At 48.3% G+C, this 22,049-nt stretch carries 15 protein-coding genes and 1 riboswitch; of the genes, 2 read left to right on the top strand and 13 right to left on the bottom strand.

Annotation, left to right across the window (positions count from 1 at the left end; genetic code table 11):
* Nucleotides 1-13 precede the first annotated feature (13 nt).
* The 9 genes from CF168_RS04390 to CF168_RS04350 all read right to left on the bottom strand — a co-directional run bounded on the left by CF168_RS04390 (nt 14) and on the right by CF168_RS04350 (nt 9,700).
* The gene (locus CF168_RS04390) at nt 14-1,051 is read right to left on the bottom strand and encodes a DUF2235 domain-containing protein (protein WP_011627061.1); all 1,038 of its coding nucleotides are present in this window, start codon (nt 1,049-1,051) and stop codon (nt 14-16) included.
* 155 nt (nt 1,052-1,206) lie between these two features.
* Complete coding sequence (gene cobO, locus CF168_RS04385) at nt 1,207-1,842, bottom strand: cob(I)yrinic acid a,c-diamide adenosyltransferase (protein ID WP_011621641.1); 636 nt, start codon at nt 1,840-1,842, stop codon at nt 1,207-1,209.
* A gap of 28 nt (nt 1,843-1,870) precedes the next feature.
* A complete protein-coding gene (locus CF168_RS04380; protein WP_167373552.1) occupies nt 1,871-3,496 on the bottom strand; it encodes a cobyric acid synthase in 1,626 nt (541 codons plus the stop codon).
* An 87-nt stretch (nt 3,497-3,583) separates the two neighbouring features.
* Nucleotides 3,584-4,186, bottom strand: coding sequence for a bifunctional adenosylcobinamide kinase/adenosylcobinamide-phosphate guanylyltransferase (cobU, locus tag CF168_RS04375; RefSeq protein ID WP_089067106.1), 603 nt, complete (start codon nt 4,184-4,186; stop codon nt 3,584-3,586).
* Entirely contained in the window at nt 4,183-4,971 is a 789-nt protein-coding gene (locus CF168_RS04370) for an adenosylcobinamide-GDP ribazoletransferase (RefSeq protein ID WP_011621638.1), read from the bottom strand. The genes cobU and CF168_RS04370 overlap by 4 nt, the downstream gene beginning before the upstream one ends.
* 96 nt (nt 4,972-5,067) lie before the next feature.
* Nucleotides 5,068-6,120 (bottom strand): nicotinate-nucleotide--dimethylbenzimidazole phosphoribosyltransferase, encoded by a 1,053-nt coding sequence (gene cobT, locus CF168_RS04365; protein ID WP_089067105.1) that lies wholly within the window; start codon nt 6,118-6,120, stop codon nt 5,068-5,070.
* Nucleotides 6,121-6,394: 274 nt separating this feature from the next.
* Nucleotides 6,395-7,543: a FecCD family ABC transporter permease gene (locus tag CF168_RS04360; RefSeq protein WP_089067104.1), complete on the bottom strand. Its 1,149-nt coding sequence runs from the start codon at nt 7,541-7,543 to the stop codon at nt 6,395-6,397.
* On the bottom strand, nt 7,540-8,505 hold the full coding sequence (locus CF168_RS04355) for an ABC transporter ATP-binding protein (protein WP_089067103.1): 966 nt from the start codon (nt 8,503-8,505) through the stop codon (nt 7,540-7,542). Before CF168_RS04355 ends, CF168_RS04360 begins: the two co-directional genes overlap by 4 nt.
* A gap of 133 nt (nt 8,506-8,638) precedes the next feature.
* A riboswitch (cobalamin riboswitch) is annotated at nt 8,639-8,797 on the bottom strand.
* Between the two features lie 180 nt (nt 8,798-8,977).
* The gene (locus tag CF168_RS04350; RefSeq protein WP_089067102.1) at nt 8,978-9,700 is read right to left on the bottom strand and encodes a histidine phosphatase family protein; all 723 of its coding nucleotides are present in this window, start codon (nt 9,698-9,700) and stop codon (nt 8,978-8,980) included.
* Between the two features lie 210 nt (nt 9,701-9,910).
* Between CF168_RS04350 and metH the strand changes: the two genes are divergently transcribed.
* Complete coding sequence (gene metH, locus CF168_RS04345; protein WP_089067101.1) at nt 9,911-13,645, top strand: methionine synthase; 3,735 nt, start codon at nt 9,911-9,913, stop codon at nt 13,643-13,645.
* Nucleotides 13,646-14,430: 785 nt separating this feature from the next.
* On the opposite strand, the gene CF168_RS04340 is transcribed toward metH, so the two are convergent.
* From CF168_RS04340 to CF168_RS04325, 4 genes are all read right to left on the bottom strand, one after another.
* Nucleotides 14,431-15,444 (bottom strand): hypothetical protein, encoded by a 1,014-nt coding sequence (locus CF168_RS04340; RefSeq protein ID WP_089067100.1) that lies wholly within the window; start codon nt 15,442-15,444, stop codon nt 14,431-14,433.
* Nucleotides 15,437-17,119, bottom strand: coding sequence for an AAA family ATPase (locus CF168_RS04335; protein ID WP_089067099.1), 1,683 nt, complete (start codon nt 17,117-17,119; stop codon nt 15,437-15,439). Before CF168_RS04335 ends, CF168_RS04340 begins: the two co-directional genes overlap by 8 nt.
* A gap of 53 nt (nt 17,120-17,172) precedes the next feature.
* The gene (locus CF168_RS04330) at nt 17,173-17,586 is read right to left on the bottom strand and encodes a hypothetical protein (protein WP_089067098.1); all 414 of its coding nucleotides are present in this window, start codon (nt 17,584-17,586) and stop codon (nt 17,173-17,175) included.
* A gap of 933 nt (nt 17,587-18,519) precedes the next feature.
* Nucleotides 18,520-19,482: a dienelactone hydrolase family protein gene (locus CF168_RS04325; RefSeq protein WP_089067097.1), complete on the bottom strand. Its 963-nt coding sequence runs from the start codon at nt 19,480-19,482 to the stop codon at nt 18,520-18,522.
* A 271-nt stretch (nt 19,483-19,753) separates the two neighbouring features.
* On the opposite strand from CF168_RS04325, the gene CF168_RS04320 reads away from it, so the two are divergent.
* Nucleotides 19,754-22,042 (top strand): hypothetical protein, encoded by a 2,289-nt coding sequence (locus CF168_RS04320; protein WP_089067096.1) that lies wholly within the window; start codon nt 19,754-19,756, stop codon nt 22,040-22,042.
* Nucleotides 22,043-22,049 lie beyond the last annotated feature (7 nt).

The raw sequence follows: 22,049 nt of genomic DNA, 5'->3' as shown, positions 1-22,049 counted from the left end.
ATATTCCTTATATTTAATCGATGAATTCTTCTGGCCAGCCGTACTGCTCAAGGTAGGTCTGCAGATTCTTAGGCCGATATTTAGGGTCTTGATCCCAGCGGGTTTTCACCGAGCGATGCAGCAACACGGGCGCAACGTTAGGATCAATTGGGCGCAAATAGGATTGCTTAATTCGGTAAAAACTGCGGCGCGAGTCGTGTAAAGTCGCCAAAGGATTGGGATGCAAACTCGCCGCTAGGTGCGGCTCTAAGCTCAAATTAAATCGCTCAGCCTCGGCCATCATCCACGCGAGCGCATTATCCGACAATAGCGAGCCGTCCTTATCCGGTAGATAGCTGCCGCCAATATTGCTATGGGCGCCGGCAAACCAGACCTGCTGCATATCCATATTATCGCGCACTTGCCAAATCGTAGGTTCGAAGTCGCTGCGATGTTCGTCTATCGCTAAGGCATGGCGGGCAACCCGCACATTACGGCCAATCTTAGTGTCGTAAAACTCGTCTTTATCTTCGAATAAGCCGAGAAACGAAATCGGGATCCCCATGGCGCCCACCGTATCCCACACGCCGACAAACTTAATCTCCCGCGATTCGTGGCTGTGCTGTTGTCTAAATTCAACGGATTTATCGCCGCTTGGGGCAAAGGGCGCGCTGCTTTTTTTATAGTGGTCAAAGGCTTGTTGAATAAGCCTCGCATCGGGACGCTTGAGGATGCCGCAATTATTGATCAGGCCACATAAACAGCGCACTGTGTAAGCGCCTCGGCTAAAGCCAAACAGATAGATCTCATCACCGGGGGAATAGTTCTGCACTAAATAGCGGTAACCATCCATGATATTTTTGTGCAGCCCACGCCCCGTCGCGCCGCCAATGGCTTGATCGTAATAGGAGCCAACGCCCCAGTCGTAAAACACCTGCTGGGGTTTTCCATCGGCCGCCATCGGGCTGATGGCCCGCGCCAGACGCAGCACATTAGTGGGAAAATCCACCTTAAGGTCTTTCTCTGGCCGATTCCAAGTTCCGTCGGCACAAATCACAATACGTTTATTCATCGCATCATCCTTGAGTTACCCATGCTACTCACGCTAACGGCTATAGATAAAAACGCTAACCATAGTGACGCTAACGGATTTTACCGAGGAACAACAGCCCTAATGGGGTTTAAAGGGCGGCTCGCGGTGTAACCAATCCGCCTAAGCCGCACTGTTTAATAGTCGAATCCCGGCTGCGCTTTAATGCCCGCTTCGAAGGCATGTTTAATCGGCTGCACTTCGCTAACCGTATCCGCCAGTTCGATAATCGCGCGGTGGCAAGCACGGCCAGTGATAATCACATGCTGCATCGGCGGACGGTTTTTCAGCGCCGTGAGCACCCGCTCCACATCGAGGTAATGGTAACTCACCATATAGGTCAGTTCATCGAGCATCACACAATCAATACTTTCGTCTTGAAGCAAGGCTTCGGCGGCATCCCACGCCACGAGAGCGGCGGCAGTGTCCTTTTCTCTGTCTTGGGTTTCCCAGGTAAATCCGGTGCCCATCACATGAAATGCCACGCCCGCACCTTCAAGCAGATTACGCTCACCGCATTCCCATGTGCCCTTGATAAATTGCACTACCGCGGCTTTTTTGCCGTGACCCACCGCGCGGGCAACCGTGCCAAAACCTGAGGTCGACTTGCCTTTGCCATTGCCTGTGAGCACCAGCAGAATGCCTTTTTCTTCTTGGGCGGCGGCAATTTTAGCGTCCACACCCGCCTTCACTTTTTGCTGGCGCGCCTTATGGCGTTCAGCCTTGATTTGCGCTTGTTCGGTGTCGAGCTGTTTTTCGTTCTCTGCTGTCATGATCTTCTGTTCTTCCTACTGCTAATTCTTATGCATTTATAATGGACGCAAGTTTTTGCATATCGAGATGCTCGGCTAATACATCGGCCAAACGATCCAGCTGTTGCTCACGAATTTCATTGATATCAATCGTTTGAGCATTTTCCAACCCCGCCCAATTAAGGACTAGCTGACAGGCCTCAGGGCTGTCGAATAGCCCATGTAAATAGCTACCGAGCACTTGCCCGTCGTCACTTAAACAGCCATCGGCAAAAGACTTTTCTGCCTGTTGATCGCAAGCACTCTCACTTTTCAAGCGTAATGGCGCACTCTTGGCGGCATCACTGGACGTGAGATATTGGGACTCACCGCAGTGGATCTCATAGCCCTTCACCTCCACTTGTTGCCCTTGCAGCGCTAAATGACCTGTGACCCTACGTAACTGCTTTTCAGCCTTAAATTCGGTGGTAATGGGTAAATATCCGAGCCCTTGGCTCACGCCCAGCGAGTCTTCGATCCCCATGGGATCGGCAATGCTTTTACCCAACATTTGATAGCCGCCGCAAATCCCCAGCAGCTTACCGCCGTAGCGCAAATGCTTGGCAATTTGTTTGTCCCAACCCTGCTCGCGCAAAAAAGCCAAGTCCGCTCGAACATTCTTACTGCCGGGTAAAATCAGCAGATCGGCGGCAATCTCCTGCGTCTGTGCTGTGGCCTGAGTCTGGAGCGACACATAATCAAAATCGATATCGGGGTGCAACCTAAGTGGGTCAAAATCCGTGTGATTACTGGTGCGGGGATACACTAATACCCGCACCTTAAAACGGCTTTTTGCCTGCTTAGTGGGCGACTCGATAAGTGCATCCTCGGCGTCTAAATGCAAATAATGCAAATAGGGCAACACCCCCAACACGGGCTTTTGCGTATGATTCTCGAGCCAATCGAGGCCAGACTGCAACAGGCTAATATCGCCACGAAAGCGATTGATCACAAAGCCTTTTACCCTAGTCTGCTCGGAGGGCGACAGCAGCGCTAAGGTGCCCACCAAATGGGCAAACACTCCGCCTTTATCTATGTCGGCAATGATGATCACTGGGCAGTCGACCGCCTCGGCAAAGCCCATATTGGCGATATCTCCTTGACGCAGATTGATTTCCGCAGGGCTTCCCGCCCCTTCAACCACAATCGTTTGGTATTGCTGACCTAAACGCGCAAAGGATTCCAGCACGGCATTTAGCGCCATGGCTTTATAATCCTTAGACTTTTCCCCGAAAAAGGCCGAGGCCTCTAAGGTGGTTAAGGCTTTGCCGTGGACGATGATCTGCGCGCCCGTGTCCGAACTTGGCTTAAGCAGGATGGGATTAAAATCCGTGTGCGGCGCGAGAAAACAAGCTGCGGCTTGCAGCGCCTGCGCGCGGCCAATCTCACCACCATCAATAGTGACGGCGCTGTTGAGCGCCATATTCTGTGGTTTAAACGGCGCGACCTTCACGCCCTCACGGGCGAGCAATCGACATATTCCCGCCACCAGCGTACTTTTGCCCGCATCCGAGGTTGTCCCCTGCACCATAAGCACTTTTGCGCCTGAATGCTGAGCTTCGCTTTGACTTGCAACACCTTGAAACTGGTTTTGCGACAAGGCCGAAGTGGAGTTGGAGGCGTTATTTGAATTCATGGGCAAGAACATCACTCAACAGAGGAAAATAAACTAACGGGGAAACGGTTCGCTCCCTCACTAAGAATGCGTCGATAACAGTTTGTCTTAGCTGGATTTAAGCACCAGTGGCAGACCCGCCACCACTAAGGTCACATTATCCGCCACCTCGGCAACGGCCTGATTTAACCAACCCGCTTCATCGACAAACTGACGACTCAATTCGCCCAAGGGCACAATGCCAGAGCCGACCTCATTGCTGATTAAAATCACCACGCCCTCAAGGGTGCTTAAGGTCTGGATAAAATCGGCGCGTTGTTGCCGCCAGTGTTCTAAAGGCTCATGGCGAGAGCGGGCAAAATCCAAGGCAAAGTCCGATTCCGTTGAAGCGGGCTCGGCCTCGGGGCTCTGTGCAAGTAATTGATTGGTGAGCCAAAGCGTTAAACAATCTACCAGAATCACTCGGCCGGGTTTGGCTAATTGTTTGAGCTTGGCGGTTAATGCCAGGGGTTCTTCGACGAGTTGCCAGTCGATATCATCCTTGGCACGTCCATCCTGATGTAAACGAATGCGACTGCTCATTTCGGCATCGAGCGCCTGTGCAGTCGCCAAATAGCAGGCATCGAATCCGAGGGCGGTATACTGGCGCACTAAGGCTTCGCCGTAGCGGCTCTTACCGCTACGCGCGCCGCCTAGCACTAAATGGATCACAGTATGCTACCCACAACGAGCAGCACGAAGTAACAGACGATTTCGCAGATCTGCTGCGCTGCGCCTAAGGTATCCCCCGTGTAGCCACCGATTTGGCGTCTAAAGATCACCACAATCAAACGGCGTAGACCAATCATCACCAGTAACAACGACAGCGCGGCAATGCCCTTAAGCACCAACAGCACTAACACACCGCTGGCGATCAAAATAAACAGTTCATTAATACCTTGATGCTGCGCTAACGGCTTGGATTTACTGGATTCATCATCGCGCACATATTTCTCGGTAAAGATAAGGCTGGCGGCAACGACGCGGCTCACTGTGTGGGCGACTATCATCGCCGAGCCAGCAACCACAGGATCATAAAGCGCGAGTTCCACTAATAATTGCCACTTGAGCATCAGCACAAGCATCAAAGCCAAGGCGCCGTAGCTCCCTAGGCGAGAGTCTTTCATGATCCGCAGCTTGTCTTCCGCCGTCCAACCGCCACCGAAACCATCGAAGGTATCGGCTAAACCGTCCTCGTGAAAACCGCCCGTGAGCAGCACGCCTGTGACCATCGACAGCAGTACGGACACGCCGGCGGGCAACCAGTTTTGGGTGAGCCAAAACACGATGGCACTGAGTAGCCCCACCAGCAGACCCACTAACCCAAAGTAACGGCTGGCTTTATTGAGCTTGTCGGCATCGACCTCAACCCATTTGGGCATAGGAATGCGGGTAAAATAGCCCATAGCCACTAAAAACAAATCTATCTCTTTGTGCCAGCTTTCGCGTTCTGACATAAAGCATCCTTAGTGAATTAACACTTGCTGCAAGGTTTAAGATTAAAACGGTTAGCTAAAAGTTATTATTTTAAATAAGACACTTAGCAGGGCACATCATACAACAGCCTCAATCCCGGCATCACTAAAACTCGCCATTTGATTGTAAAAATTTACTGCGGCTTGAATTAACGGCAATGCCAAGGCAGCGCCCGTGCCTTCGCCTAATCTCAGCCCTAAAGATAACAAAGGTTTAGCCTTTAAATGTTCCAACATCCGCTGATGACCTTGCTCCTCGGAGCGGTGGGCAAAAATCAAATAATCCCGCACATGGGCATTGATAATCACGGCAACCAACGCCGCCGCGGTTGCAATAAAACCATCTACCACGACCAGCATCTTGCGCTCGGCGGCGGCGAGCATGGCCCCCGTCATTTGCACAATTTCAAAGCCGCCCAAACAGGCCAGCACTTGCTTTGGCCCTGTCATCGCACTCTGATGTAACAGCAGTGCAAGTTCGATAAGCATCTGTTTACGCTCTAAAGTCTCAGTATTGATCCCAGTACCTCGGCCAACACAGTCGGCCACATCGAGTTGCATGATGGCCGCCATAATCGCCGCAGCGGAAGAGGTGTTACCTATGCCCATCTCGCCAAAGGCGACCAAGTTACAACCCGCTTGATGGTGACGCTCGATTAACGCCTGCGCCATGGCAAAACCCTTGTCCACACAGGCTAAACTCATCGCTGGCTCTAAGTGAATTGCGCCAGTGCCCGCGCCAAGGCGTTGGTCGATAATGCCTTCGACATCCTCAACAGGGGTTAAAATACCGCAATCAATCACTTCGAGATTGAAGCCTAATTGGCGACAAAACACATTTATGGCCGCGCCGCCATGGGCAAAATTTTGCACCATTTGCCGCGTGACTTCGCTCGGGGCTATCGACACGCCTTCGGCGGCAATCCCATGATCCCCAGCAAACACCAACATGGTTGGGTTCACTATCTCTAATTGCTTAGGCCCTTGAATGCGGGCAATTTGCAGCGCCAAGGGTTCTAACAACCCCAGAGCGCCCGGCGGCTTAGTCTTCAGATCGATCTTTTGTTGAATAAACTGATCCTGCGCTCGACTCGCAGGCTCGATTTGAAATAACAGGGTAGATTGAGACATTCACGCTCCAGTGGCAATTTAGGCTCCCATGTGGAGCCGCTACTCATAACTTATTGGCTAATACGCTCGCGGCTATTCATTTACAACTATTCGTTCGCAACGATTTGTTCGCAACGATGCGTTCGCAACTACAATTCTAGAACAACCACTACGACGCATTCGGCAGCGATTTGCTATACGCACTAAGTACGAATTTGGCTCATTCGAGTTGGGCAATTTATCTTTCAACAATCACTTATCGAACAATTGCTTATCAACATCAGCGTGCAAACAACTAATTCGATAGCTTGCGCCGACGCAAAATCAGCAAAAAGAAGAAGCTACCAATCGCGGCGGTAATAATCCCTACGGGTAATTCCTGATTGCCAAGCAAACATCGGGCGAGCACATCAATCCACACCATAAACAGGCCACCCACCAGCGCCGTCAGTAAGATGGGCTGACGACCGGGGAATAACAAACGTACTGTGTGCGGGATCATCAAGCCGACAAAGCCAATGCCGCCACAGGTCGCCACTAAAATGGCGGTGATAAGCGAGCAGAGCAGCAGCATATTGAGGCGCAGCTTAGGCACATTCACCCCTAAGGTATGGGCCGTTTCATCCCCCGCCTGCAACGCCATGATTTGGCGCTTCCAACCGAGAATAATCAAAAAGCTCACCAGCACCACTAAGGACGGCAGCACCAACAGCGACCAACTGGCCTTAGCAAAACTGCCAAGACTCCAAAACAATACCGATGCGGTGGCCTGTGGGCTGGCAAAGTACAGCAGTAAACTGGTTAACGCGCCAAACATAAAGGAGGTGGCTACGCCAGAGAGCAACATGCGCTCTACCTGGCTCTTAAGACCTAACCCAGCTAACGCCAGCACGATTAACACCGACAGACTGGCACCAATAAAGGCGCCGAAGGGCAAACTAAACCACAAGAGTCCCGCAAAGCCCCCCGCGCCGCTAAAAATCCCCGAACTGGCTATCGCGCCCGCATTGCCAAATAGGCCAGAACCAGTGAATAGCGTCAACATGACCACGGCACCAAACGAAGCGCCGGAGCTAATGCCGAACAGATAAGGATCGGCAAGGGGGTTACGGGTCACGGTTTGCAGCACGCTCCCCGCCAAGGACAGCCCTGCCCCCGCCACAAAGGCAAGTAAAATCCGTGGCAGTCGCAGCTCCATCACAATCCGCTCTGTCATGCTGCTGGTGCTCACGGCCTCATCAGTCATAAACAGCTGACTGAGTTTATTGATAAACACATGCAGCACATCTAAAAAGCTAATGTTTGCCGCGCCAAAACTCGCGGCAGCGATGGGGGTGAGCAGGGCAAAGCCCGCCAAGCCTAAAATCAGCCATTGCTGGCGGGTGAGCGGCGTAAAAATGTGGCTAAAAAAATTCATGGTCACCAATTTGAGTGTGTCTATCATGGCGTGGGTTCAACGCTATGCTTATGCAAGGCCGCGTTAGGCGCCCCGGGGTTATGACAGGCGCAGGCCACAGGAGGTAACGCTTGAGCCGAAACTGCGTGGGAGTCACTCGCCGCGTCCGCAGTATCGCTCTTAGGCTTTTGATAACCATAAAAGTAATTAATCAAGGGGTTACCATGCTGTGGATGGGGCGTCACTTGGGCGCATACTCCAAACACTTCGGCGATACGTTCTTCGGTTAACACCTGAGCCGGCGTGCCCATGGCACTCACCAGCCCTTTATCCAGTAGCAATAAGTGGTCGCACAGGGCGCTGGCTAAATTCAGGTCATGAATCGAGGCGATGACGCTGATCCCAAGGCTTCGCACTAGCTCTAAGATTTGAATTTGATAGCGGATATCGAGATGGTTTGTCGGCTCATCTAAAATCAATAACTGCGGCTGCTGCACTATGGCACGGGCGATCAGGGCGCGCTGCTTCTCACCGCCCGATAATCGATCGTATTGCTGATGCACTTTATGACTCAGGCCAACCTTTTCCAGCGCCTTGGCAACCTTGTCACTGTCTTCGCTGGAATGGCTATCAAACATCCCCTTATGGGGCGTGAGTCCCATGGCAACCAATTGCTCTGTGGTCATATCGAAATATTGCGGCGTATCCTGCTGCACCACCGCCACTTTACAGGCAAACGCCTTGGGCGACAGTTCGCTAATATCCTGCGAAAACAGGCTGATATGCCCTTTAGCAGGGCGAATAAAGCGGTATAAACAGCGCAGCAAACTGGATTTACCCGCGCCATTGGGGCCAATCAGCCCGAGCATTTCCCCCTGCGGCAGGGCAAAGCTTATCTCCGAGAGAATGGTTTTTCCCTCAATCGCCCAGCTCAATTGGCTCACTTGAAGTGCCATATTGGCGGAAGTCGCAGCGGGCGCTAAGGGCGCAAGGCTCAATGTGGAATGCATCACTAACGATTGCTCCCACATGGATATTGATTGGTGTTATTTGTGCCTGCCGCCGCTTGGGCCAACAGGGCGAAACTCATTAATGTCATCTTCTGCTCCCTCGAGTTACCCGCTCGAGAACTAAGGCTGCACGCAGCGAAAACAGAAATAGGCAGGTATCCTGACTCGTAGGTAAGAAGCAAAATGCTTCGACTACTCACAGTTGCGGGTACAGTTCGGGCTACTGACGGGCAGCTCCCCGATTCCCTATTATGTTTGGGTTATCCGGCGCGCTTAAATACTGTTGCCTTTAAGCAATAGCAGTCAATCGCACAAAATTCCTAACACCTATTTCTGCGACCTTTGAGCTTAACGTACTGGGTTCGTTATCTGGCTCAAACGTCAGGGAAAAGCATTATCCTATATCTTGCTCATTAGGCAATGCTGTTTAAATCAGAAAATTTTCATCATACCGATGACAGGTACTTTTAAGCTACTCACAGTGGCCCGAGGGCCAGTCTAAACGCCAGTATCTTTTACCTTGCTCATCCTCGAGGACATTAATCGTCACCACCGCCGCCACGGGTAAGGCGAGCTGACTGTAAAAACCTAAGGTTTTCACCGCCCCCAGCGCCCTTGACATCAAGTGGCGAATAACCCCGCCGTGGGTGACCACCCAGATATTGGCCGCGGGTGCATTGGCATTAAACTCGCCGTGGGCCTGTTCATCATCCATCGCCAGCAGGGCAAACTCTTTATCGAGGATTTGTTCTATCGCACCATCGATACGGGCTTCGAAGTTTGCCATGGCTTCACCATTGGGCGGTGTCACCTCCCAGGGATTCTGCCAATAGGCCGCCATCCGCTCGCCGTCGCGTTGATATAAGTCATCGAGCAGGCAACCATCCCAATCGCCGAAGGCTATTTCCTGTAACTCCTCCAGCAGGTTGACCTTAAGCGGCAAAGGCGCGGGCGCATCTAAACTCCTGCCCACGGACGCACTCGAATGCAGCTCAGCCGCAAAGGCCTTGGCAAACTCGGCGCAGCGCCTTGAGGTCGAGCTATAAATGCCGTGGCACACAGTCGCCTGCGCCTCCACCGCCGCCGACATCTGCCGCCAGCCCTTATCACTCAGTGGCACATCCACTCGGCCACGTAAAATCGCCCCGCCCTCACATTCTCCATGGCGTAACAGTAATAACCTGAGCTGCTTCATCTGATCTTTCCTTTTATCGTTTTTATCTGGGTTATCTCGCCTATGCTATACCAACTTTAGCCTTGCCCTGACAATCCGATGTCGCGTATTATGGACGTCTATACGTATAAATGTCCAAAACATAACGAACGACATTCAATAATAAAATGCAATTTGTCACCCGATTGCGTACTTTGGACTCAACTTAGCTGTAGTAAAGGTAATCATTTTATGGCGATATCTCTCCATCGAGCCAGCCAAACACTGGCAGACATTCGCAACCAGTTGTCCAAGCGCATTCTGATTTTAGACGGCGCTATGGGCACTATGATCCAAGGCTACAAGCTGGAAGAAGCCGATTACCGTGGCGAGCGTTTCAAGGATTGGCATACCGACGTTAAGGGCAATAACGATCTTTTAGTGCTCACGCAGCCACACATCATCAAACAAATTCACACCGACTACCTATTAGCCGGTGCCGATATTATTGAAACCAACACCTTCAACGCCACCACTATCGCCATGGCCGACTACGATATGCAGTCGCTGTCCGCCGAAATTAACCGTGAAGGTGCGCGCCTCGCCCGTGAAGCCTGTGATGAAATCGAAAAAGCTACGGGTAAACCCCGTTATGTAGCCGGTGTGTTAGGGCCCACTAACCGCACTTGCTCTATCAGCCCCGATGTTAACGATCCCGGATATCGCAATATCCACTTCGATGAGTTAGTGACCGCTTACTGCGAATCGACCCGCGCCTTAATTGAAGGCGGCGCCGATATCATTATGGTCGAGACCATCTTCGATACCTTAAACGCCAAGGCCGCCTTATTTGCCATCGAAACCGTGTTCGATGAACTCTTTGGGGCAAATTCGCCAGCACGTTTGCCTGTGATGATCTCAGGCACTATTACCGATGCCTCGGGCCGAACCCTGACCGGACAAACTACCGAAGCCTTTTATAACTCCCTTCGCCATATCAAGCCCTTATCTATCGGCCTTAACTGCGCCCTCGGCCCTAAGGAACTGCGCCCCTACGTCGAAGAACTGTCGCGCATCGCCGAATGTTATGTCTCGGCGCACCCTAATGCGGGTCTGCCAAACGAGTTTGGCGGTTACGATGAAACCCCAGAAGATATGGCGAGCGTTATCCAAGAATGGGCCCGTGAAGGCATGCTCAACATTATCGGCGGTTGCTGTGGTAGCACGCCCGAGCATATTAAGGTCATTCGCGAAGCTGTGGAGCCGTTTGCGCCACGGGTACTACCCGAGATCCCCATCGCCTGCCGTTTATCCGGTTTGGAACCGCTCACTATCGATGCCCAAACCCTGTTTGTGAACGTGGGTGAACGTACCAACGTCACCGGCTCGGCTAAGTTTTTAAAGCTGATCAAAGAAGGCAAGTTCGAGCAGGCGCTCGATGTCGCCCGTGAACAGGTAGAAAGCGGCGCGCAGATCATCGACATCAACATGGACGAAGGCATGCTCGATGGTGTGGAGGTAATGCATAAGTTCTTAAATCTTATCGCCTCTGAGCCGGATATCAGCCGCGTGCCTATTATGATCGACTCCTCTAAGTGGGAGGTGATTGAAGCGGGCCTCAAATGTATTCAAGGTAAGGGAATCGTCAACTCTATCTCCTTGAAGGAAGGCGAAGAGAAATTTATCGAGCAGGCTACCCTAGTGAAACGCTACGGCGCTGCGGCCATTATTATGGCGTTCGACGAGCAAGGTCAGGCCGACACTAAGGCGCGTAAAGTCGAGATCTGTACCCGCGCCTACCGCGTGCTGGTCGATAAGGTCGGCTTTCCGCCCGAAGACATTATCTTCGACCCGAATATCTTCGCCATCGCCACGGGTATCGATGAGCACGATAACTATGCCGTCGATTTTATTGAAGCCATTAAAGAGATTAAGGCCACCCTGCCCCACGCGATGATTTCCGGCGGTGTGTCGAACGTGTCGTTCTCCTTCCGCGGTAACAACCCAGTACGTGAGGCGATTCACGCGGTGTTCCTGTACCACGCGATTAAAGTCGGCATGGACATGGGTATCGTTAACGCGGGCCAATTAGCGATTTACGATGATATCGACCCCGAGCTTAAGGATAAGGTCGAGAACGTCGTGCTCAACCTGCCTTGTCCTGTTGAAGGCTCAAACAATACCGAGCAATTGCTTGAGATTGCTGAAAAATTCCGTGGCGATGGCTCAAGTGCCGCCAAGAAAGAAGACTTAGAATGGCGCTCATGGCCAGTTAATCAACGTCTCGCCCATGCGCTGGTCAAAGGCATCACCGAATTTATCGACGAAGATACTGAAGCGGCTCGTCAGCTCGCCTCCCGTCCGCTGGATGTGATTGAAGGCCCGCTGATGGACGGTATGAATATCGTTGGCGACCTGTTTGGCTCGGGCAAAATGTTCCTGCCACAGGTGGTGAAGTCGGCGCGGGTGATGAAAAAGGCCGTGGCCTACCTCAACCCCTTTATCGAGCAAGAGAAAGTCGAAGGCCAATCTAACGGCAGAATCTTGATGGTGACGGTTAAGGGCGATGTGCACGATATCGGCAAGAATATTGTCGGCGTGGTGCTCGCCTGTAACGGCTTTGAGGTATTCGATTTAGGCGTGATGGTGTCGGTGGAGCGCATTCTCGAGGCCGTGAAAGAGCACAATATCGACATTATCGGCATGTCTGGGCTTATCACCCCAAGCCTTGATGAGATGGTGCACAATGTGAAAACCTTCCACCGTGAAGGCCTCACCATTCCAGCGATTATCGGCGGCGCCACTTGCTCGAAAATCCATACCGCGGTGAAGATTGCGCCCCATTATCCCCATGGCGCGATTTACATTGCCGACGCCTCGCGCGCCGTGCCTATGGTCAGCAAGCTAGTCAGCAATGAAACTCGCCAAGCGACTATCGATGAGACCTACGCCGAATACGAAGAGATGCGCGTTAAGCGTTTATCGCAAACTAAGCGTAAGGAAATCGTCTCGCTGGAAGCCGCCCGCGAAAACCGCTGCCAGCACGACTGGGCAAACTACACCCCGTTCAAGCCTAACGTACTGGGTCGCCAAGTATTTGAAGACTATCCATTAACCGATTTAGTCGACCGTATCGACTGGACGCCGTTCTTCCGCGCCTGGGAGCTACACGGCCATTACCCCGAGATCTTAACCGACAATGTAGTGGGCGTTGAGGCGCAGAAACTGTTCGCCGATGGTCAGGCGATGCTTAAAAAAATCATCGATGAAAAATGGCTCACCGCCAAGGGCGTGATTGGGTTATTCCCCGCCAATACCGTCGGCTTCGATGATATTGAGCTCTATACCGACGAGACTCGCACCGAGCTCGAAATGACCACCCATCACCTGCGGATGCAGCTTGAGCGTGTGGGTAACGATAACTTCTGTCTGGCCGACTTTGTGGCGCCCAAAGATAGTGGCGTTGCCGACTATATGGGCGGCTTTGCCGTGACCGCTGGCCATGGTATCGATGAGCATATCGCCCGCTTTGAGGCCAACCACGATGACTACAACGCCATTATGCTCAAGTGTTTAGCCGACCGTTTAGCCGAAGCCTTTGCCGAGCGGATGCACGAGCGCGTGCGTAAGGAGTTCTGGGGTTATGCCGCCGATGAGCAGCTCGATAACGAAGCCTTAATTCGTGAGAAATACAAAGGGATCCGCCCCGCACCGGGTTACCCCGCTTGCCCGGATCACACCGAAAAAGGCCTGTTGTGGGAACTGTTAAAGCCGAATGAAACCATCGACTTAAACATTACCGAAAGCTACGCCATGTTCCCCACCGCAGCGGTGTCCGGCTGGTACTTTGCCCACCCGAAATCTCGCTACTTCGGCGTAACCAATATTGGCCGCGATCAGGTGGAGGATTACGCTAAGCGTAAGGGGATGACAGTCGCAGAGACGGAGAAGTGGCTAGCGCCAGTGTTGGATTATGACCCTGAATAGGGAGTGTTCCAGAGTAATCATGTTTACTCTGTGAGTTGTCTTAGGTGAACTTGGGCAACTCAGTAAATAGATGAAATAAGGGGCTGAATCCTAGCCCCTTAATTTTTTTGTTTAATTTTGAAGTTTGAGTTTGAGATAAAAGCTTAAAGTCGTGGGGCTTCACCCCACACCAGATGTTGCTGGTTCATTTTGCATTGCGAACTAGCAACAATATCGCTGTAAAGTAATGATGCAACTCATTGCCTGCCGCAGGCTTTCGCACTGTTACCCCAGTGACACGCCGTGCATACATCCTTGTAGGCTCTACTAAAACATCCATGTTTTAGAAGGTCACTGGTGCAACAGTGCCCTATCTGGTGTACCCATCAGTTGCAGCATATATTTTGTGGGCTAATTAATTAAAATATTAGCCACAAAAAGAGTGGCTTCGTACTTATTCGAAAATCGCTAACGCTTCCGATGGGGCATCCCCTTGACGTAAAACAGAGAGTCCGAAAGCTAGCTCGGCATCCATGCCGAGACTCACGCAATTTATTCCAACGCCCCGCGGCAACTTCGCAGTGGATTGGTGAACATCTGCGAGAATAGAGTTAACTTCTCACATTCAAAAAGCGATGCATCTCCTATTTCTTAACCAATTAAACAATGACTGTCTCATTAAACCTTCTTGCATCTTCCCTTACTGTCCTTAGTGAAGTTACATGCATAAGTTAGTGCCTTGTGCTTACTCGAAAAATTTTCACATAAATAGAATTATGGGCGTCTTGATTTTTTAGTGTTAACAATTAGCAAAATTTAACACAAATATGCTGACACAGTAGAATATTTCCGTCAATTTTAACTCTATGTACAAATGACTTAATAGAAGCATAATCTGATTTACAATCAAATAAACCAACAAACTCTAAATCAGATTTAGAACAAACATCTTCCTCAACAAGAGTGCCAATATATCTTCTGTAATCAGTAAAAAAATTAAAAAAACCATTGTCAGAACCAATATAATAGACAACCAAAAATGTATTAGTTAACTGCAATGGGTTATAGTTAATCAATAGTTTTTTATAATGCTTTACTATATTACTCCTATCTACTGACTTTAATCTTAATGCTTCAACAATGGCAACCCAACGATTATAATATTTAATAGCTAAATCAAGCTCACCCAAGTTTAACTCTGAAAATGATTTACCTCTCCTAGTCTGATCATAAACATCATAACCTTTAAAATCTAAAAGATCTCTTACATAATCATTATGCTCATTTTCTTTTTTACCAACTCTAGTTTGAGAAACAATTTCTAACGCTTTTAGCAAGTCAGATTGAAATACGCTCAAATTATATCTTAACTTTCTATTACCATTGACTTCTGTAGAGTCAGAAAGATTAAATTCTGATAATAAATCAACACTATTCAAAGTTAACTTACCAATGAAAGGTTTATATTCATCATTTTTCAATGAAACTAAGTACTTTCGACATGTTGTAGGGGCATTAATTATAGTATCTACAACAAGACTTCGTGTTCCACCATCACTAACGCTAACGCTTTCAGATTTAATTATCTTATTAGACATGGAATCTAGAAACCGCCTCCAAACAAGAAGATTATCAAAGGAATTTTTACACCCTTGGTTTCTTTCCATATATTCAAGCCATAGTAGCTCTTTGTTATCAATCACTACATGGTGATTTGAATTTACAGTGGTTGGACATATAAGATTTATGAAAAAATTAGCGTCCCCTATTTTATCTGCAATCAGATCAGGGCAAAAGCAATAAGCATTAAAATCAAACATTCTTATTTGCCTCTTCCATCTCTCTCATTTTGTTTATTTTCAACCGCTGAAGCGTAATGCTATCTTGAATTTCAACATCCATGAAATTTTTTGGCCACGATATTTCAGCAAGACTATTGAATTCAATTTTTTTCAAAGATGTATTTCCGACACAATCTCTTTCTAGATGAAAAATATTCAAATCATTATCAAAAAAATTTACATTTGGATCTAAAAGCAAAATTTGCAGCCTTTTAATTATGGTATCACTATGAGTCTCGATTATAAATTTTTTATTATTCTCTTTAGATATTTTAACTAAAGCATTTGTCAGCCAGGCCTGCATTTTTGGATGAAGATGTATCTCTGGCTGCTCTATAATAGTTATAGATTTACTTGGACACAAAAATGCTTGTACTAAAATAGGAAGAACTTGAGAAATTCCAAAACCAACATCTGTTAGCTCTACAGATATATTGTGTTGACGCACAACGATTCTATGAATAATATCGTTAACCTTTTCAGTTGATATCTGTATATCAAAATCTATAAATAGTTCATTAACCTTATAAAGTACATCTGGATTATTTTTTAAAACCTCTGCCAATTGAGAACCATCATTTGAATTCAAAGTAATATGTTGTGCAGACTTCTCTAGGAGATAATAGCGCTGAGGGAAAGCTCTAAGAGGACTAACATGATTAATCTTAGTGCCTTTAATTTCGCTATGGAATAACTCTAAAAAAAAACCAATATAAAACCTAATATAATTAGCTAATGGGTTTTTCCTCATTAAATCTAACTCAGTAACATCTATAGGCTTCAAAGACTTAAAATTAAAGCCTTTTAATATTTCATCTTTACTTCTACCAAGAACTTTTTCACATATTATTTCAGAGTATATTCTCGCTCTCTTTGAATTCAAGCAATTTATATCAATAACAACATCACCAGAATTGTTAATAAACTTAACGCCTTTAAGATAGCATTCATTTTCGATAGGATTGTATGCTACAATATACTCTAGTTTATTTGGCTTAAGCTTAATTTTATCAATCAATTGAACAGAAACAAAATCCCTAAGTTTTGACACATCAACAATATCAAAAGTGGCATTCGTATCCACACTAGAGTCAGATACAAAATCAACAACCTCTGATGCTAAACTTCTTTGCATTGCTCTAACAAAATATGTTAACTTTTTATAAGCCTCAACTTTTCTTTTAGAATCACTATCTATAAAAACAATCATAGAATAAAAGTAATCATTAAACTCAGAATGTATTTTTTCAACTATCTTTGAGGCACTTTTATTATACCCCTTATGCCTCCTAACATAAGTAACCACCTTGCGTAAATAATCTCCAACAAACTCACCAAAGTCATACAATTCCATATCGGTGATATTTTCATCTACAACAAAATTAGGCACAGCTAAACCAATGGTCACATAATTATTTATTTTTTTATCTTTAAATATGTTTTTTGCCTCACCAAAACTAGACTTCTGGCCATTAAGTCTAAACAGTGATTCATAGGAACCAATAGAATCACACGTTTGAGACAACATTAACAATAGGTTTGTTATTGAGCTTTTACCGCAACTATTACTTCCCAAAAGAATATTTATACTTGTCAAGTCAAGGTTAAAGTCCGAAAAAGACTTATAATTATTTGCATACAAACACTCAATCATCTCTATCCCTTATAAAAATTAAATTCTAGCCATAAAAATAAAATTACCATTGACTATAAAAACTTCCTCGAATCATACACCCTATCAAATTCTGCTTTGGCATCGGCTTTATGGTTTAGGCAGTTAACCATATGCTCATCTGACTTATAGTTTTTGCAGTCTTCGGGGACGATATAGTATTTGCGCCATGCTTCGGCTTTACGTATGCGTGCCGCTTCGTTTTGTTGTGCTATTCGTCGTTGTTCCGCAGCCCGCTGAATTGCAATTTGTTGCTGTTGGTATTCAGCAAGCTGACGCTCTTTTACAGCTTGTTGATGAGCTTTTTCTCGCTGTTGTTGCTGTAGCGCGATTTCGTTTATTTCTTGCTTAACCCGATATTCGACATAGCTTAGATAGCCAATTCGAACTAACAAAGTAACCAAGCTCGCTAGCAAAATCCCTAAGGTAATTTGTAAAACTGATTTCATTCCAAAATCCATTTCTATTCTGAACAGATCTTTTCATCAAAAAACATAAATACTACGGGATACACCCGAATTGGTATTGTTGCACCAGTGACCTTCTAAAACATGGATGTTTTAGTAGAGCCTACAGGGACGTATGCACGGCGTGTCACTGGTGTAACAGTGCAAAAGCCTGCGGTAGGCAATTAGCTACACTGATAATTGGCAGAGATATCATTGCCAATTCGCGACGCCCAGCAAAGCAGCACTATCAAAACGTTTTAACTTTGTCATTCGACAAAGCTTCCCATAGCTACCGCACTTGGCTAACGGTCATTAGCCAATGATGGTAAGGCTGGATTGTTCAGGAGGCGTTTCTAGCGAAATAAAGATACATCTTCCTGATGCAAGTGAACTTAGCCGTGGTCACGATTAAGTTTCATCCTTGTTAAAAACCTAAGATAACGTTCTGTTTAATATCTGTCTACCACTTTCACATTACAAATTAAGTAGTTAAGTGATAACTAATCTTGGCACATAGCTTTTATGAGCAAACCCACAACACCACTGCTAATGGGAACGCCAGAAGTGGCACTGTTGCACCAGTGACCTTCTAAAACATGGATGTTTTAGTAGAGCCTACAAGGACGTATTCACGGCGTGTCACTGGTGTAACAGTGCAAAAGCCTGCGGCAGGCAATTAGCTACACTGATAATTGGCAGCGATAACATTGCCAATTCGCGATACTAAGCGAACCAGCAATATATCGGGTGTGGGTTGAAGCCCCACGACTTTGATTTATCTCGACCGATAGGCCGCAATTAACAGATAACAGCAATAACATTGCTAATTCACACCAAGCGAACCAGCAATATCATCGAGTGTAGGGTGAAACCCCACGACTTTCTCGGCCATTAGGCCGCATCCCAAAATTCCCTTTTGCAATTCGGCACCCCCTAACCTTGTAGGTATTTCCCAAAAAAATCCAAGGTTCTTGCCCATGCAAGCTCGGCGGTTGGCTCATCGTAGCGAGCGGTGGAATCATTATGAAAACCATGATTCACATTGGGGTAGAGGTAGGCAATATACTCGGCCTTGTTAGCCTTTAATTGGGTTTCGTACTCGGCCCAAGTGTCGTTAATCCGTTGATCTAACGCGGCAAATTGCAACATCAGCGGGCCTGTGACTCGGCTGCGTAGCTCTGTCGCCGCTGGGGTGCCATAAAAAGGCACGCCAGCAGCGAGTTCGTCGGGAATACTGGCGGCGAGCATATTGACTATGTAGCCACCAAAGCAGAAACCGACGGCGCCGAGTTTGCCATTACACTGGGGATGCGCCTTTAAAAAGCGCGCGGCGGCGATAAAGTCCTGCTCGATTTTGGCTCTGTCGAGGCTGGCTTGCATGGCGCGGCCCGCATCGTCATTACCGGGATAGCCGCCGAGGCTATAAAGCGCATCGGGAGCGAAGGCGATATAGCCTTTGGCCGCTAAGCGGCGGGCAACATCTTCGATATAGGGATTCAGGCCACGGTTTTCATGTACCACTAACACCGCTGCGGCCTTTTTAGTGGGGTCCAAGGTCTTAGGATCGCCCGCCTCTTTGCCGGGAATAAGCATAGAAGCTGGCATCACTAAATAGCCGCGCCCTTCGCCATATCCCTCTGGGGAGGGAAACTTCACATAACTGGCTTGAATGCTGGGATCGTTAAAGGAGACTTGTTCGGCTAAGGCGTAGTTGGGCATGAGTGCGCCAGTGAGCGTTGTCATGGTAAAGCCCAGTGCCACAAGGCCTGCGAGGCGAGCCATAAACTCGCGGCGGTCGATGATGCCGTGGGCATATTCATCGTACCAATCAAAGGCCTCCTGCGGGATAGGTTGAGCAGCTGGCGCGTTATTGTCGGACTTGGGTTGTGGGCTCATCGTTCTTTCTCCATTGAACAAGCTACCACAGGTTTATCTTCCCTAGCTTGTGAGTTATCTAGCGGCGTTAACAAGAGTAAAGGATGAAGCCTTATCAGGGCAATCGGCTTTCTCACCTTATACCACTATTCATCATGCAAACTTACGACTGATCTTGCCCCCAAATTGGCATGAGCTTTTTATTCCCTAGAGGATTTTTTGTGTATAATGTCGCCAATTTTTAGATTAATAGATTTACATTTCAACAATATAAGTTGCCAATGGAGTTCAAATGGCTATAGGGATATGCAGGGTAATTTGTACCAGTCTCACGCTCACCTTGGGATTAACGGCGTGCGATAGCGCTGGCTCCAATAAATCGGGGGGCATCCCCAGCGCACGCGAATATCAGGTGATTTCGACCCTCAGTATCAATGATGGTATCGAAACCCAAAAACACATGCAGGGGCGCGTGCTACTGAATTACCAGTTGCAGGATGCTCAGGGTAAAGCGACTAGCTTAACCACGCCATTAACCAATGATGCCCACTTCTTCGTTCAGCCGAGCCTGATGCAATTAAGCGATCGCGGCCTGCCAATCCCCATCAGTAATATCGATCCGAAAAACAGTGGCAAAGAACTCACCTCCATCATTCAAGCGGGCTTTAATCTCGAGCTGAAAAATGGTGACAACAATCGGCTTACGCCAGTTACCCAAATAGAAGAAAAAGATATCGCCGAGCTGTTTAACCGCTGGACGAGCCTTAAGTCCCTACTTGAGCAATCGCCTACCCTGCCCGTGCAGCTTGAGCCCCGCGTAGGTTATAGCGCCAGCGCCCCCATGGATGAGCGGTTAATCTGGACGGTTGAACAAGTGAGCGACGATAGATTGCAGGCTTTGTTGCAGACTAAACAGCAACCGGGCGAAAACAGTCATCTTAAGGTTTACGGCAAGTTCGAGCTTAACCGTAAAACCGGTTGGTTAGAGAGCATGGCACTGTTTAAACAGGATGAACAGCGGGGTAAAACCTTTGTCCAGCGCATCGTTATGGCACCAAAGGATCGCCCCGATGTGATGAGCCTGCTTTGGTATGCCGATGACAACTACGATGCCGAGCGGGATATAGATGATAAGCAAAAAGAGCTTTATCCCATCAGCGGTGTGCCGAGGGAATACAAGCCTATCGACAAGGCATTTATCCAATCACTATTAGCTGATCATCAAGGGATTATTGATAATATTGGCGACTGGGGCAGCGATACTCCAGAGGAGATCCAACTGCGCTTTGTGCATGCCATGAGTCCGCAATATGTGGTCGGTAATATGCACTATGAGGACATCACCGCCTTTGATGAGAGCGGAAAAGCGTTAGATCTCAACTTCTGGCAACACAGCACGGGGGCGGCGGTCAATTTCAGCCGCAACATTGAGTCGTCGACCAACATTATCGCCACGGGTTGGGATAACACCGCCGATAAACTCAAGCGGATAAGTTATATCAACGCTAAGCTCACCTTGGTTCCCGAGGCGAATAGCATCATCGATAAATCCTGGGACGAACTGCTCGCTACGCCCTATACCTTTGGCGATGCCAGCCTCACGATTCAGCCAATCGATGCGGGCGCCAAACTCTTTAAAGTGGTCATCAAGCAGAGCGATAGCCACAAGATCCACCTCGGTCTGCAGCAGTTAACAGGCAAAATGGCCTATGCCAGCCCCGAATCAGCATATCCTAAGTGGCTCACCCTGACCGATAAAGAACTGCTAACGGAATTGACCAGCGCCAATGATAGTCATCCGCTGACCACCAAGGCACTGCTGCTTAAGTTAGACGAAATCCCAAAAAACCTAGTGCTAGTAACGAGTCAACCCCAACCTGAGCTCAGCCAAAGCAAGCAGATCCGTTTTGTTCCCGAAGCCGAGTACAACCAAAATCTTGCCAATCCCCTGAGCGAGTTTGGCAGCGTCAGCATAGGTGACCCCTTCTCGGATAAGCTGGCCTCGTCCAAGCCAGAAATCAGTGCGGTGAAGGATATAAAAACCGCGACTGAAAATGGCCACAACTTATATATCCCCATGTCTGCCGCGTTAGCGACGGCCTGTAAGCCCGAAATAGCACAAGGCTTTAATGAAGGCACACAGACTGTGGCTTGGCAGTTTGTGCCCAATGGGCCCGAAGGCGCGGCTTACCATTTGATGACACCCGACCGCGTGCGCCAGTACTTCTACGATAAGCGCATTCAAGGCACTATCCATTGCAAAGGCGATATCCACTGGCAAACCTTGCCGCAATCTGTCACCGAGCGCCCTTGGTTAATCGATTTGCAAACCTGGCTGACCGATACGGGGTATGGCAAGGAGCCGAGCAAAGATTTACCCAATTACATCAGAGTCGAGAATGCTCAAGGCAAGCCACTAACGATTCGTTTGCCCGAAGAGACAGAGTATAGGATTGATGAGGTGCTGTTAGATGGCCGCTATTTAAGTGTCACAGGCGCCGCCGCTAAGGTGAGTTATATGACTATCTCCCAAGAAGCCTTCGATATTCCCTATGAATTCACCTTTAAACCTTTGCCTTAAGGAGCGG

Source organism: Shewanella bicestrii, from assembly GCF_002216875.1.
Classification (GTDB): Bacteria; Pseudomonadota; Gammaproteobacteria; order Enterobacterales; family Shewanellaceae; genus Shewanella; species Shewanella seohaensis.
Note: the sequence above shows the minus strand (reverse complement) of the source record. Positions and strands in the feature narration are given on the sequence as shown.